The 15169-nt window shown below is 61.3% G+C and carries 13 protein-coding genes and 1 pseudogene; 10 read left to right on the top strand and 4 right to left on the bottom strand.

Features of this window, described 5'->3' with window-relative positions; translation table 11 throughout:
* Nucleotides 1-146: 146 nt before the first annotated feature.
* The 3 genes from HUN39_RS11380 to HUN39_RS11370 all read right to left on the bottom strand — a co-directional run bounded on the left by HUN39_RS11380 (nt 147) and on the right by HUN39_RS11370 (nt 2015).
* The gene (locus HUN39_RS11380) at nt 147-554 is read right to left on the bottom strand and encodes a response regulator (protein ID WP_232366052.1); all 408 of its coding nucleotides are present in this window, start codon (nt 552-554) and stop codon (nt 147-149) included.
* 172 nt (nt 555-726) lie between these two features.
* Entirely contained in the window at nt 727-1347 is a 621-nt protein-coding gene (fixJ, locus tag HUN39_RS11375) for a response regulator FixJ (protein WP_175094625.1), read from the bottom strand.
* Complete coding sequence (locus HUN39_RS11370) at nt 1344-2015, bottom strand: sensor histidine kinase (RefSeq protein WP_232366051.1); 672 nt, start codon at nt 2013-2015, stop codon at nt 1344-1346. The genes fixJ and HUN39_RS11370 overlap by 4 nt, the downstream gene beginning before the upstream one ends.
* A gap of 1230 nt (nt 2016-3245) precedes the next feature.
* On the opposite strand from HUN39_RS11370, the gene HUN39_RS11365 reads away from it, so the two are divergent.
* From HUN39_RS11365 to HUN39_RS19260, 8 genes and pseudogenes are all read left to right on the top strand, one after another.
* Nucleotides 3246-3539 carry a con-10 family general stress protein gene (locus HUN39_RS11365; protein WP_175094623.1) on the top strand — a complete coding sequence of 98 codons (294 nt, stop codon included), beginning with the start codon at nt 3246-3248 and terminating at the stop codon, nt 3537-3539.
* 879 nt (nt 3540-4418) lie between these two features.
* Entirely contained in the window at nt 4419-5687 is a 1269-nt protein-coding gene (locus HUN39_RS11360; RefSeq protein WP_232366050.1) for an MFS transporter, read from the top strand.
* 543 nt (nt 5688-6230) lie between these two features.
* The gene (locus HUN39_RS11355; protein ID WP_408631402.1) at nt 6231-6587 is read left to right on the top strand and encodes a cytochrome c3 family protein; all 357 of its coding nucleotides are present in this window, start codon (nt 6231-6233) and stop codon (nt 6585-6587) included.
* A gap of 27 nt (nt 6588-6614) precedes the next feature.
* On the top strand, nt 6615-7130 hold the full coding sequence (locus tag HUN39_RS19270; RefSeq protein ID WP_232366049.1) for a hypothetical protein: 516 nt from the start codon (nt 6615-6617) through the stop codon (nt 7128-7130).
* Nucleotides 7127-7663: a 4Fe-4S dicluster domain-containing protein gene (locus HUN39_RS19265; protein WP_332310752.1), complete on the top strand. Its 537-nt coding sequence runs from the start codon at nt 7127-7129 to the stop codon at nt 7661-7663. The genes HUN39_RS19270 and HUN39_RS19265 overlap by 4 nt, the downstream gene beginning before the upstream one ends.
* A 42-nt stretch (nt 7664-7705) precedes the next feature.
* Nucleotides 7706-8977: an NrfD/PsrC family molybdoenzyme membrane anchor subunit gene (nrfD, locus tag HUN39_RS19640; protein WP_408631401.1), complete on the top strand. Its 1272-nt coding sequence runs from the start codon at nt 7706-7708 to the stop codon at nt 8975-8977.
* Nucleotides 8943-9503 carry a hypothetical protein gene (locus tag HUN39_RS11335; protein WP_175094622.1) on the top strand — a complete coding sequence of 187 codons (561 nt, stop codon included), beginning with the start codon at nt 8943-8945 and terminating at the stop codon, nt 9501-9503. The genes nrfD and HUN39_RS11335 overlap by 35 nt, the downstream gene beginning before the upstream one ends.
* A pseudogene (locus HUN39_RS19260) lies at nt 9422-9664 on the top strand (cytochrome c oxidase subunit I); the annotation flags it as partial. The gene HUN39_RS11335 and the pseudogene HUN39_RS19260, both read left to right, overlap by 82 nt.
* A gap of 836 nt (nt 9665-10500) precedes the next feature.
* Here HUN39_RS19260 and HUN39_RS11330 read toward each other — a convergent pair.
* Nucleotides 10501-11463 (bottom strand): PDR/VanB family oxidoreductase, encoded by a 963-nt coding sequence (locus tag HUN39_RS11330; protein ID WP_175094621.1) that lies wholly within the window; start codon nt 11461-11463, stop codon nt 10501-10503.
* A gap of 276 nt (nt 11464-11739) precedes the next feature.
* Between HUN39_RS11330 and HUN39_RS11325 the strand changes: the two genes are divergently transcribed.
* Both HUN39_RS11325 and HUN39_RS11320 read left to right on the top strand, forming a co-directional pair.
* The gene (locus HUN39_RS11325) at nt 11740-13395 is read left to right on the top strand and encodes a SagB/ThcOx family dehydrogenase (RefSeq protein ID WP_175094620.1); all 1656 of its coding nucleotides are present in this window, start codon (nt 11740-11742) and stop codon (nt 13393-13395) included.
* Nucleotides 13392-15089, top strand: coding sequence for an ATP-binding protein (locus HUN39_RS11320; protein ID WP_175094619.1), 1698 nt, complete (start codon nt 13392-13394; stop codon nt 15087-15089). Before HUN39_RS11325 ends, HUN39_RS11320 begins: the two co-directional genes overlap by 4 nt.
* The last annotated feature ends 80 nt before the right edge of the window (nt 15090-15169 follow it).

Raw genomic sequence — 15169 nt, 5'->3', positions numbered from 1 at the left:
CGTCGCATGAGCCGGCCTGATGGGCGGCAGTGGCCTCCCGCAATGGCGTCAGAGCGGCATATAAAGGGCCAAGCGGCGTGACCGGGGGAGTCCAGACGAAAGGCTCGCTAAGAGACGGCATTCAAGACGCGTGCGCCGATTGTCGCCTAAATTTGCTGTGATTCCTCGCCGCAGGCGGCAAGGATTTCTTCCAAAATGTCGATATCGGCCGGCTTGACCAGATGGCGGTCGAATCCCGCTTCGCTGGTGCGCTTCTTGTCCAAATCCTGCCCCCAGCCGGTGACCGCAATCAGCTGCGCCTGCCGACCGGCTGGCTCGTTGCGAATACGCCGCGCGGTTTCGTAGCCGTTCATCTCGGGCATGCCGATGTCTAGGAACACAATCCTCGGCTTGAAATCTGACACGAGCGAGACGCCCACCGCGCCGCTATAGGCCGTTCTCACGTCGCATCCCAGGACGTCCAGCAGCATCGCCAGGCTGTCGGCGACGTCCCTATCGTCGTCGATGACGAGAACACGCCGCGCCGAGGGCGTCGAAACGGAGAACTCGTTCAATTGGACAGCGTCTGCCGGGGAGATTGGCGCTCGCATGACCAATTCGCTCCTCTTGCGCTCGGCGGTTTCCCTTGAATACTTAGCGCACGCATTTTGGCAAGGCTCCCTCGGCGCATCCAAATTGCCTGCGAAGGTCGATGACGCGGATGTTCGCGAATGACGCTTGGCGACGTCACGCGCCAAAGCTGATATTCCGACCGTTAAGAAACATTCGGACCAGCTCCGCGAGGTTCTTGACGCGCATTTTCGCCATGACATTGGCGCGATGCGCTTCCACCGTGCGCACACTGATGCCGAGATCATGAGCAATGACCTTGTTCGAGCGGCCTTGCGCGAGCCTTTCGAGAATTTCGCGCTCCCGCTTGGTCAACGACATAAATCTTTCAGAGATCTGCCGCTCTTCCGCATAGCGCGACTGCACAGCTTCGTGCTTCGATAGCGCACCCCTGACGGCTGCAAAGAGCGCATCGTCATCGAACGGCTTCTCGAGAAAATCGACAGCGCCGCGCTTCATGGCCTCGACGGCGAGAGGCACGTCGCCATGGCCCGTGATGATAATGATCGGCAGATGAAGATTTCGGTTCTTCATCTCGAGGATCAGGTCGAGTCCGCTCACTTCCGGCATGCGAACATCAGCGATGACGCACCCAGCGCTTTCCGGCCCGATGGACGAAAGCATAGCTGGAGCCGACGGAAAACTCGATACGGCGAACCCTTCGGATTCGAGTAGAAGCTGAAGCGCGTCGCGCACCGCCGCATCGTCGTCCACGACAAAAACCGTTCCAGAGTTCATCCGCTGAAATCTCGTCCTCGCAATGGAAGATCACAGGAGAATATAGCGCCGCCTTCGGGGTTGACCTTAGCCCATAGTCGGCCATCGTGCGCTTCGACGATTGCGCGGGAAATCGACAGCCCAATGCCCATTCCATCTTTCCGCATCGCAAAAAGATCCAGCAGATCGGCTTTTTCCTTTCCGGCTGGTTCGCAGCCGGTGTCTTGAACTTCAACGCGTATGGCCTTTGCAGCTTGCGTCGCTGTGGAAACCAACAGCTCGCGTCGCGGCAAATCCTGCATCGCTTCAATGGCGTTTCGTATAAGATTCGCCAGAACATGTCTGATCTGGACACGGTCGGCGACGATGAAATCGTCGTCTTTGGTCAGCCGCTTGCTGATCGAGACCCCGGCCTCGGCGGCCTCCGCAGCGACGAGTGAAAGCGTCTCCTCGATCAGCGAATTAACGCTAAAGAGCGTCTTGTCTGGCTCGCCCTGCGCAACAAGCTCGCTCAGACTGCGGACGACCTGCCCGGCGCGCATGATCTGCATGACAGCCTTGTCGAGCGCTCCAACGATCGGCGTGACCGACTCCTTCGGAAGCCCTCCTGCGAGGCGCTGCGCCGCCCTGAGATAGGCGCTCGCCGCAGTCAGCGGTTGATTGATATTGTGGGCGAAAGTCGCAGCCAATCTGCTAATGGCTCTCAGGCGTTCGAGCTCTTTACGACTAACGCCAAATACATTGGGACCAGCATCATCCACCGAAGCGATCCTATTGGCCTGATTCAATCATAAATTCCGTCGCACTCGCCGCCATACGCCGCATGTTCGGCAAGTGCGAACTCCTAAAGCCTACGATCTATGACGCCGTAAGTGTGGCAACGCACAGACCCCGTCGTCATTGCTTTTGCGGCGCGTCCGCCCCTCCAGTGAGATCGCGCTGTTCCGGACTGAGCAGCAAGACCAGCCAAGGTGGCGGCGGCAGAACTCACGCCAGTGATTGTTTGTCCCGCTCAGCGCGGATTGCAGACTGAGTTTGCCTCGCCCCGCTCGCCGCAACAAGCGAGTCGAGCGTCCGCCGCGCCGATCGATTCCCGTACAAGCCTTTAAACGCGGGGGTACGCCGCACATAGGCGTTGAATTGCGGACGGTCCCGCGTGAAAATATAGAGGACAACGAGCACGTCTGTCGCAAGCGCCTGTGCGCCGAGATCCACAAGTCCCTGAATATCCGACACCATCAATTCAAATACGAACCCCTCGCCCTTTTGCAGGTTCAGCTGGTAGCTCGCAAACAACTGTTTTTACTTGAGTGAAAGCATCGCAACCACTTCGCGTGACGTAAGGCCCGACTGCTTTCTATACCTCGACGCCGACAACATTGGACGCTCCCGTCGTGTTCTCGTGCTCTACTCAAGGCGCTGTTGCCGCTCTTGCGGCGGCATTTACTTGGAGAGATCGCATAAGAGCACGCTCGCGCGCGAGGCAAAATTGGTAGACTTACGTAAGTGGAATATTGCATCAACCATTTTGTTGTATTCAAGAATAGACACGGCGCACGTCGACCGAAGCAAGAGAACAGATTGGTCTGGGACGGGAAAGACTCCGTTACGCAGTATCAGACCGACCAGAGCGAGCCGTTAACGAAGCCTCACCGTCAAAGCCGTTCTCAACTCATGAGCCCGCCCCCAAGACCTCGCGAAAGGCCCAGGAACACTGACAGACTCTGATGGCTCGAAAAATGCCATTTCTACGTAAGATTACCAGCTTGGCAGCCGCTTAGTCTTAGCGAAAATGGACATCGCTCAGCCGCCTTTTCGAAAGGTAAACAGCGCCGGCGTCGTTTGCCTGGTTTGCTGAGCGGCCTCTGCCGCTTCGGTTGTTGCGGAGGAGTCTTCGACGCAGAATTGGAGCGCGACGGATGGATACGGTTTCGGCGACCACCAAGTCCCGGAGGGGTTTCGCGTCGATGACGCCGGAGCGGCAACGTGAAATTGCGCGCAAGGGCGGCAAGAGCGTGCCGGGCGAACAACGCAGTTTCGCCAAAAACCCCGACCTTGCGTCGACGGCGGGACGCAAAGGCGGACTCGCAGTCAGCGCGTCAAAGCGCAGTTTTTCCGTCGATCGACAGCTCGCGTCACAAGCTGGCAAAAAAGGCGGGCATGCGACGCGCAACACGCGCACCGAGGATGACGTCATATCAGGAGGCGCATGACGAATCGTAACGCCGACGCCACCTCGCGCGTGACGCGCGCCTAGCTCGGACCGCAAGGGATTTTCAGAGTCAGACGCGCGTCCCGCAATTTGCCATGAGCTTGCTGCAGTGACGCACTGCAGCGCCTCAAGACATATTTCGGCGTCCCCTTCCATCAACTTCTGGAGAATACGGTCGCGGGCATGAAGCTACGACCGTGAACATCTAATCCACGCGAAGCCAGCGTTACGCGGCGCACAGATGCGCGTCGTGCAACCATCGCACGGCAGTTTACGATAAGCGCCTTGCAAGCAACACCGACGGGCCGAGTCCCTTAAGGCCGCCTCATCCATCTAAAAGGCGCGAGCGCCCAGCCTCGAAGCGAAGCGGCACCGCTAGATCGCGCGTCAACGAATCATCCTCGCCAGCACCGTCGCCACACACGGCATCGACGGCCGCCGTAAGGGCCGCGCCAGCATCGTCGTCACACGCGGCGCCTCGCCTCCTGGACAAAAGACGTGGCTGCCGCCGCATCGCGAATGGCTGGACCGTTCGCAGGCAACGCGCTTGGCAACAAACCAAAGAGGCCGGCTGTCGCAAGCGCCATTGGAAGAGAACGTATTCCCATCTCCTTCTTCGCTGGATGGATGGATCGACCGACCGCCCTCACACACCGGACGCTCGCAGCAGAGCGCCTGCTATAAAGAAACTCGATGTGCGCCGGCTCCAGCCCAAGACACCGACTTAATTACATCCCAGCGCGGAGATGAGAACCCTATGGTCGGACGAAAAGCCGAATTATCGAGGGGTGCCGGTTCAACTCATACGCAGAGCCTGCCCTTGATACACCCGCGCGCCGCCGCGAAACGGCCGGAGCCACACACACGCAACCAAGGAAAGATGACGCAAAAACCCACCCATCAGGGGCCACGGCGAGGACTGGCGATCGCGGCGCTGATCGTCGCCGGGGAATCCGTCTTTTTGCTGCCTTTCGTCTTGGCTCGCGTATTCCGGCCGACGCTCCTCGATGTGTTCGGCGTCACCAATCTCGAACTCGGCGCCGCCTATGCGGTTTATGGGGTGGTTGCAATGGCCGCGTATTTGTTCGGCGGGCCGCTCGCCGACAGATACCCCGCACGCAAAATGTTGACTGCCGCGTTGACGTCCACCGCCGTCGGCGGCCTTGTGATGGTGGCAATTCCATCCCCGTCGACGCTGGCGATCTTATATGGGTACTGGGGAATCACCACGATCGCGCTGTTCTGGGCGCCGTTGATTCGCGCCACGCGTGAGTGGGGACTCAACTTTTCCCAAGGCCGCGCGTTCGGATTGCTCGAGGGCGGCAGAGGCGCGCTGTCAGCCGTCATGGCGTCGATCATGGTGGTTCTATTCGCCGCGCTGTTGCCAGAAGACAGCGAGACGGCCAGTCTCGCGCAGCGCACGGAATCATTGCGATGGATCATACTGCTGTTGTCCGCGATGACCTGCGGAGCCGCCTTGCTCATCTGGCTGGCGGTGCCGGAGCGCAAAACGCCGGCGCAGCGAGCGGCGTCGATAAGCAACATCGCCCGCGTGTTCGCCATGCCGTCAGTCTGGCTGCAGGCTGCGGTGATCCTGTGCGCGTATGTGGGCTTCAAGGCGATCGACGACTTTTCGCTGTACGCGAATCAGGTCATTGGCCTGAATCAGGTAGAGGCGGCACGGGCCGGCGTCGCATCGCTCTGGATACGACCATTTGCGGCCATTGGCGCCGGCTACCTGGCTGAGCGGCTTGGCGCGCCCCTCATGATCGTCGGCTGTTTCGTGCTTCTCGCAGCCGGGAGCTCCGTGCTGGCCTCCGGCGCTATTGGCGCGGGCATGGTATGGACGTTTGTTTTAACGATAATCTTCACCAGCATCGGCGTCTTCGCGCTGCGTGGCCTGTATTTCGCAATCATGCAAGATGGCAAAATTCCTATGGAGTTCACAGGGAGCGCAGTTGGCTTGGTATCGGTGATCGGCTACGCGCCGGATATATTTATGGGGCCGCTCATGGGCTATCTGCTCGACCAGTGGCCGGGGACCGCCGGGCACAATTACCTGTTCTCGGTCGTCACCCTATTCGCGATGCTCGGCCTCATCGCCAGCTACATTTTCGCGCGACGCACCCAACTTCAGACCGGCCTGTGAACCGCTAAACCGCCCGAAGCACGCAGATCTGCCGCGCTCATACTCGACGAGGCTGTCGCACGAATGACTCGGGCTGCGTCGATGACTTGAAGCGACATCCCTTCTGGAATGCGGCCAGCTGCTCTATCGACGCCCCTTGAGCCCCGGCGCTTGCCGCAGGCGCGTGCTGAACCACCTGTAGGCTTGGATCTAGCCGCGCCGCCGAAGGGCGCGCCTGGCGGAAGCGGAGCGATTCTTGGGGCGATTCATGGGCTCAGTCTTTCGACCCGCCGTGAATTTCTGGGCTTCGCTGGCGCTTCTTCTGTTGGCGCTCGCTGTTGTGGCGTTTTCGCTCGTGGTTTGGCTTTGGCCGCACAGCGATTCTGCGCGACGCGTGAATTGAGCTCCCGCGCAGCCGGTCCCCTTCAGCCATCAACATCACGTCAGCGGATTGGGGATCGACTGCCGGTATTGTCATAACGCCGTCGAAGTTTCCGCCAATGCAGGCATGCCGCCCACTTATACCTGCATGACTGCCATTCGCAGATCTGGACCAGCGCCGCCTTGCTTGAGCCGGTACGCAACAGTCTGAGGGACGACCGGCCGCTGGTCTGGCGCCGTGTGACCGATGTTCCGGATTTCGTCTACTTCGATCACAGCATTCATATCGCCAAAGGCGTCGGCTGTTCGATCTGTCACGGCGACATGGCCAATATGGCGCTAACCTACAAGGCCAAATCCTTGACGATGCAGTTTTGCCTCGACTGTCACCGCGATCCTGGTCCGCGCCTCAGGCCAAAAGACAAAATCTACGACACCAGCTGGACGCGCGACGCGACGACGCCTGCGCCTGAGGTCCTGCTCGCCCAATACGGCGTGCCGCAGAGAAGCCTGACGGACTGTTCGATATGTCACAGGTGAATGCGCAATGGCGTAGCCTCGAGGAGCTTGCGCAAGACTCTCGACGGCCGCTATGCCGACAATCCATGGCTCCAGGAATTGCCGCGGCCGCTAAGCAAAATAAGCTGGGGCAATCCGCTCTTGATATCGCCCCGGCGCGCCCGTGAGCTGTCGCTGGCGAATGGCGACGTCGTCAAGATCACGGTCGACGGCGTGCACATGACAACGCCGATCGCCATCGCCCCGGGCCAGTCGGATGAATGCGTGGTCGCGCTTCTCGGATTCGGCAGACGCCACGCGGGCCCGGCGGGGCAGAATGTCGGCGTCGATTTCTTCAATCTTACGGGGCGCTCGTGTGGCGCGCTGGACATACAAAAAACCGACGCCACAGAAGAACTCGCAAGCACGCAGCACCACGCTACGATGTTCGACGAAGGGGGGGCTATGCGCGAAACGGCGCGCTGTCGCAGTTCCTCGCAGATCCTGAATTCGTTCGACGAAGCGATGTGTCTAAGCCGTCCTTTTATGAATGGAAGCCTCAAGGCCCAGCCGCCTGGGGCATGAGCATCGACCTCAACGCCTGCATCGGCTGCAACGCCTGTGTGGTCGCCTGCCAGGCGGAAAACAATATTCCCGTCGTCGGCAAGACCGAGATGCTGCGCGAGCGCGAGATGTACTGGCTGCGCATCGACCGCTATTACGACGGCCCGCCGGAGTCCGCGAAATTCAACTTCCAGCCCGTTCTCTGCATGCATTGCGAGGAAGCGCCATGCGAGCCGGTCTGCCCGGTCGGCGCGACGATGCATGACGCCGAAGGGCTCAATGTGATGGTCTACAATCGTTGCATCGGCACGCGCTTCTGCTCGAACAATTGCCCCTACAAGGTTCGTCGCTTCAATTATATCGACTTCGCGGGTGAAGAGCGCCGCGCAATCCAATCACGAAATCCCGAGGTCACCGTGCGCGCCCGCGGCGTCATGGAGAAGTGCACGTTCTGCCTGCAACGCAAAGGGGAGCGAGGTCGCCGCGCGTCGCGCCGGACCACTGTCTTACGCGCTGCTGGCGGAACAGAATACGAAGCCGCGCGTCACCTATGAAGCGCATATTTTCAATATCGATAAACCTAAAGAGACGCAGAAATGACGTTGTTCCAGGCCCGGTCGACGCTTGGAGTCTTCGCGGACGACAGACGGTTGCGAGCGAACGATCCGATCGTCGCGCCGGAGCAGACCATATCGACGATGACGACGACAATATGCGCGCCGCCGCTGCGGGAAAAATGGCCGCTATGGTGGAAGCTCAGTCTGGCCGCGGCGCTGCTCTTGGTCGTTATCCTCGTCATCGCCATCGGCTGGTTGTTTTATGCAGGCGTCGGCATCTGGGGCATCGACTGGCCGGTGGTCTGGGGTTTCGTAATCATCAATTACGTGTGGTGGATCGCCATCGCTTCGGGCGGAACCTTCATCTCGGCGCTCTTCTATCTGGCCGAGGTCGAGTGGCGCAACGCGCTCAACAGGATCGCCGAGACCATCACCATCTTCGCCGCCGCCTGCGCGGCCATCTATCCGATTTTGCACCTCGGCCGGCCTTGGCTGTTCTACTGGCTGTTTCCCTATCCGAACGTGATGACCGTCCGGCCGCAGTTCCGAAGCCCTCTGCTTTGGGATTTTGTGGCGATCCTCACCTACGTCGTCTCCTCGATTCTCTTCTGGTATTTCGGCCTCGTTCCCGACCTTGCGACGATGCGCAACAAGGCCGACGCGCCGCGTAAGCGCAGCGCCGCCCACCTTCGACAGCGAACGACTGCTCCAAGCGCCGACGCGCCATTTCGTCGATGTGATCGCTCAAGGCCACGGCGCCATGTACGCCTATGCGGGGCGCGTGCCGCCCACCGATCGGTGGGCGATCGCCGCCTATATTCGCGCCTTGCAAAAAAGCCAGAATGCGTCGGCGACCGATCTCGCAGCCGCAAAAGCGGAGACCGCGCCATGAGCCAAATCATCCTTATCCTGGCGTGCGCCGTGGGCTATGCCGGAGCCTTTCTCGGATGGGCGTTGGCGCCCGGGAGTTTTGGATTCGCTTGGCTGACGGCGCTCAGCGTATGGATCGCCTGGCCGCTCGGCGCCATGGCGCTGACGCTGATCCACGCGCTGACAGGCGGTCGCTGGGGAAAGGCCGTTCACGGCGTCCTCGCCGCCGGCGTGCGCAGCGTGTTTCTCGCTCCGCTGTTCGTCGTTCCTTACGCGCTGACAGCCAACCGCGTCTATCCGTGGCTTCAAAGCGGCGCGGCGCAGTTCGACAACGCGCTCTATCTGAACGGTCCCGCCTTTGTGCTTCGCGGCGTGATCTATCTGCTGGATCTGGCTCATTCTCGCCGTGCTCATCACGCGCGCGGACGCGGACGCCAATGAGCTCGCGTGGCTCGCGCCAGCAGGGCTCATTCTTCTCGCGCTGACGACGAGCTTCGCCGTCATTGACGCCGTCATGTCGCTTGATCCGACTTTCGCCTCGAGCCTATTCGGTCTCGGCTTCATCAGCGAGATTGGCGCGCTCGCTCTCTCCGCCGCGACGCTCGCCCTCATATGTTCGTCCTCGCCAGACCCCGAGGCCTTGCGCCAGCTTGCGCGCCTGCTTCTCGCCCTCGTCATTCTGTGGAGCTATCTGGCGCTCATGCAACTCATCATCGTCTGGCAGTCCGACCTGCCGCATGAGGTCGCTTGGTATCTCCCGCGCTGGCGTCAGGGCTGGAACGTCATCGCCGGGCTTATCGTGCTTACGCATTTCGTTGCGCCGTTCTTCACACTGCTTTCGGCCAGAGCGCAACATTCGCCAAAGGCCGTGGGATTTGCCGCTTCACCTTTTTTCCCCAGTTCGTGCTGGGCTATCTCGGCATGCCGAGACGTTATTTCGCCTACCCGCCACACTTCGAACCGCTAAACCTGCTGTCTTCCGCCGGCGCGATGGTGCTCGCGATAGGCTATCTGCTGCCGCTGGGCTATCTCACCCGGTCGCTGCTTTATGGCGAACGCGCGTCGGCGAATCCCTGGGGCGCGACGGGGCTCGAATGGATGACGTCATCTCCTCCCCCGACGGAAAATTCGGCCATCAACCAACTCGGCAAAGCGAAAGCCGCCGAGATTTCGCGCGAGGCGGGAGCGCGCATGAGCCGCTCTTCCCTGGATTGCTTCGTCGCTTGCGCTCCTCGCAATGCCGGCGCGCCTAGCTTCCGGCCGGAACGAGCCAGTCTTCGGCTGGCGCATAACCCTCGCCGACCGCCTTCCTATAATGCATCGTGAAGCCGCTGATCGCTTTCCGTAAAGCGTCGCCTGGCGAATCCGCCTCCGACGCGCAGCTCCAAAAGGGGCTCGGCTGGCGCGGCGTTTTAATCGCGTGGCTCAGGCGAAACGCTGTCCGCGATCCCCATGTCCGGCGTAATCGAATGGTGACGACGGTCTCGAGCGTTCCGATCCGAATCATATAAGCGCCTTCGTCGTCTTGCCTTTGAACGACGCTGACGCAATCATCTTGAAGCGCGCTTTCCACTGTGCACACGGCGTCATCCTCCCTGCTTTGCGCCCAGCGAAACGAAAGCAAAGCTCCAAACTGCCTGCATTGAGACGTGCGCGACCATCCTTGTCAAAAATGGCTAAAAAGCGCCCGGCCGACCTGACCGTCGGCCGGGCGAAAATCCGATGGTCAGGGCGCGGCCTTGCCGCCGAGCTCGGGGAAGTCCTTCAACTTACTCTGACCGTAAAGCAGTTTGCTCACGCGCTGATGACAGGGCCGCAATTCGCCTTCGGGCTGTCGCTGAGCGGCCCTAAACGATCGACAGAACGCCCCGCAGTCCGGCGCCGGGAAGCGTGCCGGCCAAGCGGAACGATCAATGGTGCGCGACTGTCTGCGTCCGCGCCGCGACGACAGCCGCGCGCAGCGTTTACAGATTCAGCACCAGCAGGTCGCTCTTGGCGCGCGAGACGCAGGCCAGGAAAAAGCCTTCGGCCTTTTCCTGATCGGAGAGACGCTTGTCGCGATGGTCCGCCTCGCCTTCAATGACCTGGATCTTGCAGGTTCCGCACATGCCCTGTTCGCAGGACGTCGGAATCTTTACGCCCTGCTCCTCGAGGAAAGCCGTGACGGTCTTGTCGCCGGGGACTTTATAAACGGCTCCCGTGCTGGCGATCTTGACTTCGAAGACCTTGTCGAGCACGGCTGGCGGCACTTTCGCGGTGAATCTTTCGACGTGGATTCGCTCCTTCGCCCAACCTTTCTGCTCGGCGAGGTGAATGATCGGATCCTGCCACCAATCCACGCCACAGATGAAGAGCTGCGTCTCTTCCGGTTGATCCTGCAGAAGGGTCACCGGATTGAGCAGCTGATTGAGTTCGCTCGCCTCATAATAATATTTCGTATTCTCCGCGAAATTCGATGTCGCGATCATCTCGCTGAATGAACCCGGCGACATCATTGCGTAGACGTAGTGCAAGTCGAAGGGAATGTCCTGGCGCTTGAGATGGTCCGCGATGCTCAGGATCGGCGTCACGCCGATGCCTCGCGCCATCAGGATCGCGCGCTTCGTTTGCCGCGGCACGCGAAACCGGTTTCTCGGCAAGCCCACCTGCAATTTGTCGCCGACATTCACTTGCGTATGCAGCGCCTTGGAGCCGCCGCGGCTGTTGGCGTCGTTCCACACGCCAATGACGTAGCGATGGCGTTCCGTGGCGCTGTTGCACAAGGAATATTGCCGCACCAAACCGCCGGGAAGCGTGACGTCGACATGCGCGCCAGGCGAGAAGGTCGGCAGTTCAGCGCCGGTGGGATCGACCAGTTCGAACGAGGCCATATTGTGGGCCTCGTCCGTCTTCTTGGCCACAGTGACTTCACGCAGAGTATCGTCCATCGCGTCGTCCGATCAAGATGCGGAACAGAGCGCAGAAAGTAGCAAGAAGCATACCCTTGGGGTCGCCGCAGGCGAGAGCCGCGGTGAACCGACAATGTCACCTATCGGCCAAAAGCCCAGGGTTGCGTCTCCGCTGTGGCGGTCTTGTGCGACATTCTTCGTCGCCATCTCCGCGCGCTCCTCCGCAGGTCGGCGAAAGTCATTGATCTTGTTTGTGATCGTGAGCCAGCCAAACTGGGCGCGCTTCTTGAATTAAGAGGTCGAAGAGGAGGCCGTATGGCTGAAGCCGAGATCGAACTCCAGACTTTGAACGACCGAATGCGAGACGCCGACGCACTGCCGAGCGACATCCGCGGCTATCACCAGCGCACGAAACATGCGCCGACGCGCTATGCGCTTGGGCCAGCCTTTCTCGATTGGACCTCGCAGCCCTCGCCCTTCCGGCGCTTCGAGGGCGCGCCGCGCGTCGAACTGCCGCTACGCGATCGCGAAGAGACCGCGCCTTTCCCCGGCCCTGCGCTGCGCTCCGCGCCGCTCGACCGCATGGCGCTCGGCCTGTTCCTGGAGCTCGGCTTCGGGATCAGCGCCTGGAAAAGTTACGAAGGCTCGACGTGGGCGCTGCGCAACAATCCCTCTTCCGGCAATCTGCATCCGACCGAAACCTATCTCCTCGCCAACGCCGCCGAGGGGCTCGGCGAGACCGCCGCGCTTTATCACTATGCGCAGGAAGATCATGCGCTGGAGCTTCGCGCTATTTTTGAAACGCCGGTCGTTCTGCCTGAGGGCGGCTTTCTGCTCGGATTGAGTTCCGTCCCCTGGCGCGAGAGCTGGAAATATGGCGAGCGGGCGTTTCGCTATTGCCAACTCGACGTCGGCCATGCGATCGGCGCCGCCGCGCAGGCCGCCGCCGCGCTGGGCTGGCGCGCGCATCTCTTGTGCGAACCCAGCGACGCCGACGTCGCGGCGCTGCTCGGCCTCGATCGGCCCGACGCTTCACATCGGCGCGAGGAAGAACATCCCGATGCGCTCTTGTGGATCGCCTCGGATGGGAACGCGCCCCCCGCCATTGACGTCTCCAGCCTTGCGCGCGCGCCGCGAACGTGGTCGGGCGCCGCAAATCGCTTGAGCGACGACCACGACGGCTGGCCGCTTGTCGACCGGGCGGCGCGGTTCTGCGTCAAGCCCCGCACGCCGACATTGGAGCCTTTGTCACGCGTTGCGCCGAAACCCGCCTTCCCCTTTCCGCTGCCCGACATCGGGCGCGTGGTGCGGCGGCGGCGCAGCGCGCAGCGCATGGACGGCGTCGCCCGCCTCTCGCAGGAGGCGTTTTGCGCCATGCTGACGTCGACGCTTCCCGGCGCCGAGCCCTGCCTGGCGCCCTTCCCCTGGCCGCCACGGCTAAATCTGCTGCTTTTCGTGCATCGCGTCGATGGCGTGGAGCCGGGTCTCTATCTGCTGCAGCGCGACGCCGAAACCACGGCGCGGCTGCGCGAGATGTCGGCGCTGGCGTTGCTTTGGACGCCGATCGAGATCGGACCGCTTAAACTCTTTCGCCTGCGGCAAGGCTCCGTCGAACGCGAGGCGAGCATGAACGCCTGCCGCCAGGCGATCGCCGGCAAGGGCTGTTTCGCCGTCGCGATGATCGCCGATTTCGACCGCACGCTTCAAGAGGACGGCGGCTTCGGCTATCGCCGGCTGCACTGGGAGGCCGGCGCGATCGGCCAGGCGCTCTATCTCTGGTCCAGCGCCATTGGCCTCTCCGGCACAGGGATTGGTTGCTTCTTCGACGACGAGATCCACGCGATGCTCGGTCTGTCGCCAGAGCAATACGCCTTTCAGGACGTCTACCACTTCACCGTCGGCGCCGCGCTGGAAGACCCGCGCATGCTGACGCTCCCCGCCTACCCTGAAGAGATGCGCGAGCGAACATGAACATCCAAATCGAAAGGCCGCATGTCGAAGCGCTGATTGCGCGCTTTCCCGCCCATTCGGGACTCTCGTCGCAACTGCGCTTCGGCGACAGAGTCGAACTCGATCTTGCGCATCTCTCCGGCGCCGAATTCGATTTCCTCGAGGAGCTCTATCAGCAATCGGGTCCCGAATTGCGCGCCAGAGCCGCGCAGCTCGCGACGCTGCGCTCGGCGCTCGAGTCGCAGGGCAAGCGCTTCGAAGCCGGCGATCTCGAAGACGTGTTGCCGGCGCTGGTCAAATATCTGACGACCGACGGGTTGCGCGGCTGGCTGTTCACGGCCAGCGTCGCCGCAAAAGCGCTCCCCTATGTCGTGACGCGTTTCGACTATGTGCCGGCCTCCAACGACGAGGCCGGCAAGATCCTGGTGGAACTGAAGGCCAACGCCAAGGGCACGCTGCAAACCAATCTCATGCGCATCATGGCGCCTGACGTCGTCGGCCGAACGATCAGCGAAATCCTCGCCGCCAAGGGCTTCTTGCGCGAGACGCCGGCTTTGATCGAGGCCTTCGACGCGGCCAGCGAGACCTATTTCGATTGGCGCGGCCGCTACGGCGCGCAATTTTCGGGCAAGGGCTCCGGCTTTCACGCCGAAGACCCCAACTCGACGCATCGCGACACGGACTGGACGCGCAAGGACGTCATCGTGCTCTCGACGAGCGGCGGCGAGGCGCGACTCGTCAACGACGAGGCGGTGCTTTCGGCGCGCAATCTGACGCTGGAGGCGCCGGGCGACGTGCTCGGGCATTTTCTGCGCAAGGCGGGCAAGAGCAACAATTTCTCCGGCGAGGACGAAATCGCCGAGCTGCGCGAACAGATTCCACCGGGACTCTTCACGCAAGTTCCCGTGCATCCCTATATTCTAATGTTCCATCTTGATCTGCATCATCACGTCTGGGTGCATGTCGATGAAATGCGACTCTATCGCTATCAGCCCGAGTTGAAGAGCAAGCTGGTGCTGCCGGAGGAGCAGACGGATCTCATCGACATTCTGACCGCCGAAATGGACGTGCTGATGGATGACATTGTCCAAGGCAAATCCGGCGGCACCACGGTGCTTTGCGCCGGCCCGCCCGGCGTTGGCAAAACGCTGACGGCGGAAGTCTATTCGGAAATCATCCAGCGTCCCTTGTACCGCGTGCATTCCGGGCAGTTAGGCCTCAACGTCGGCACAATGGAGACGGCGCTGAAGGAGATTTTAACCCGGGCCCAGCGCTGGGGAGCGGTGATGCTGATCGACGAGGCCGACGTCTACATCAAGCGCCGCGACGACAACATCGCGATGAACGCCGTCGTCGGCGTTTTCCTGCGCGTGCTCGAATATTTCAATGGTCTGCTCTTCCTGACGACGAACCGCGTCGACGACATCGACGAGGCGATCGTCTCGCGCTGCATCGCGCTGATCAAATACAACCCGCCAGACGCTGACGCGAAACGCCGGATCTGGCGCGTGATGACCGAGCAATTCGCGCTCAAAGTCGATGACGCGCTCATCGACGAACTCGTCGAGATTTTCCCCGCCGCCACGGGCCGCGATATAAAGGGGTTGGCGAAGCTCACGGCGAAGTTCTGCCACCAGAAGAATGTGCCGCCGAGCCTCGCCGTCTTCCGCCGCTGCGCCATCTTCCGCGGCCTCGACACGGCGCATGCGGCGTAGAGCTTAGGGCTCGGACCCATAAAGTTGTTGGCTTGGGCGCGATGTCGTGATTCACAGCTTCCGAAAGGAAGCGCCAATGA

Source organism: Methylocystis silviterrae (assembly GCF_013350005.1).
Lineage (GTDB): Bacteria > Pseudomonadota > Alphaproteobacteria > Rhizobiales > Beijerinckiaceae > Methylocystis > Methylocystis silviterrae.
The sequence above is the reverse complement of the archived record's forward strand: the minus strand, read 5'-3'. Positions and strand labels throughout refer to the sequence as shown.

Coding starts and splice junctions, on each gene's coding strand:
- fixJ (WP_175094625.1), bottom strand. CDS start 1,347: ATGAACTCTGGAACGGTTTTTGTCGTGGACGACGATGCGGCGGTGCGC.
- HUN39_RS11365 (WP_175094623.1), top strand. CDS start 3,246: ATGGATACGGTTTCGGCGACCACCAAGTCCCGGAGGGGTTTCGCGTCG.
- HUN39_RS11360 (WP_232366050.1), top strand. CDS start 4,419: ATGACGCAAAAACCCACCCATCAGGGGCCACGGCGAGGACTGGCGATC.
- HUN39_RS19265 (WP_332310752.1), top strand. CDS start 7,127: ATGAGCATCGACCTCAACGCCTGCATCGGCTGCAACGCCTGTGTGGTC.
- nrfD (WP_408631401.1), top strand. CDS start 7,706: ATGACGTTGTTCCAGGCCCGGTCGACGCTTGGAGTCTTCGCGGACGAC.
- HUN39_RS11330 (WP_175094621.1), bottom strand. CDS start 11,463: ATGGACGATACTCTGCGTGAAGTCACTGTGGCCAAGAAGACGGACGAG.
- HUN39_RS11325 (WP_175094620.1), top strand. CDS start 11,740: ATGGCTGAAGCCGAGATCGAACTCCAGACTTTGAACGACCGAATGCGA.
- HUN39_RS11320 (WP_175094619.1), top strand. CDS start 13,392: ATGAACATCCAAATCGAAAGGCCGCATGTCGAAGCGCTGATTGCGCGC.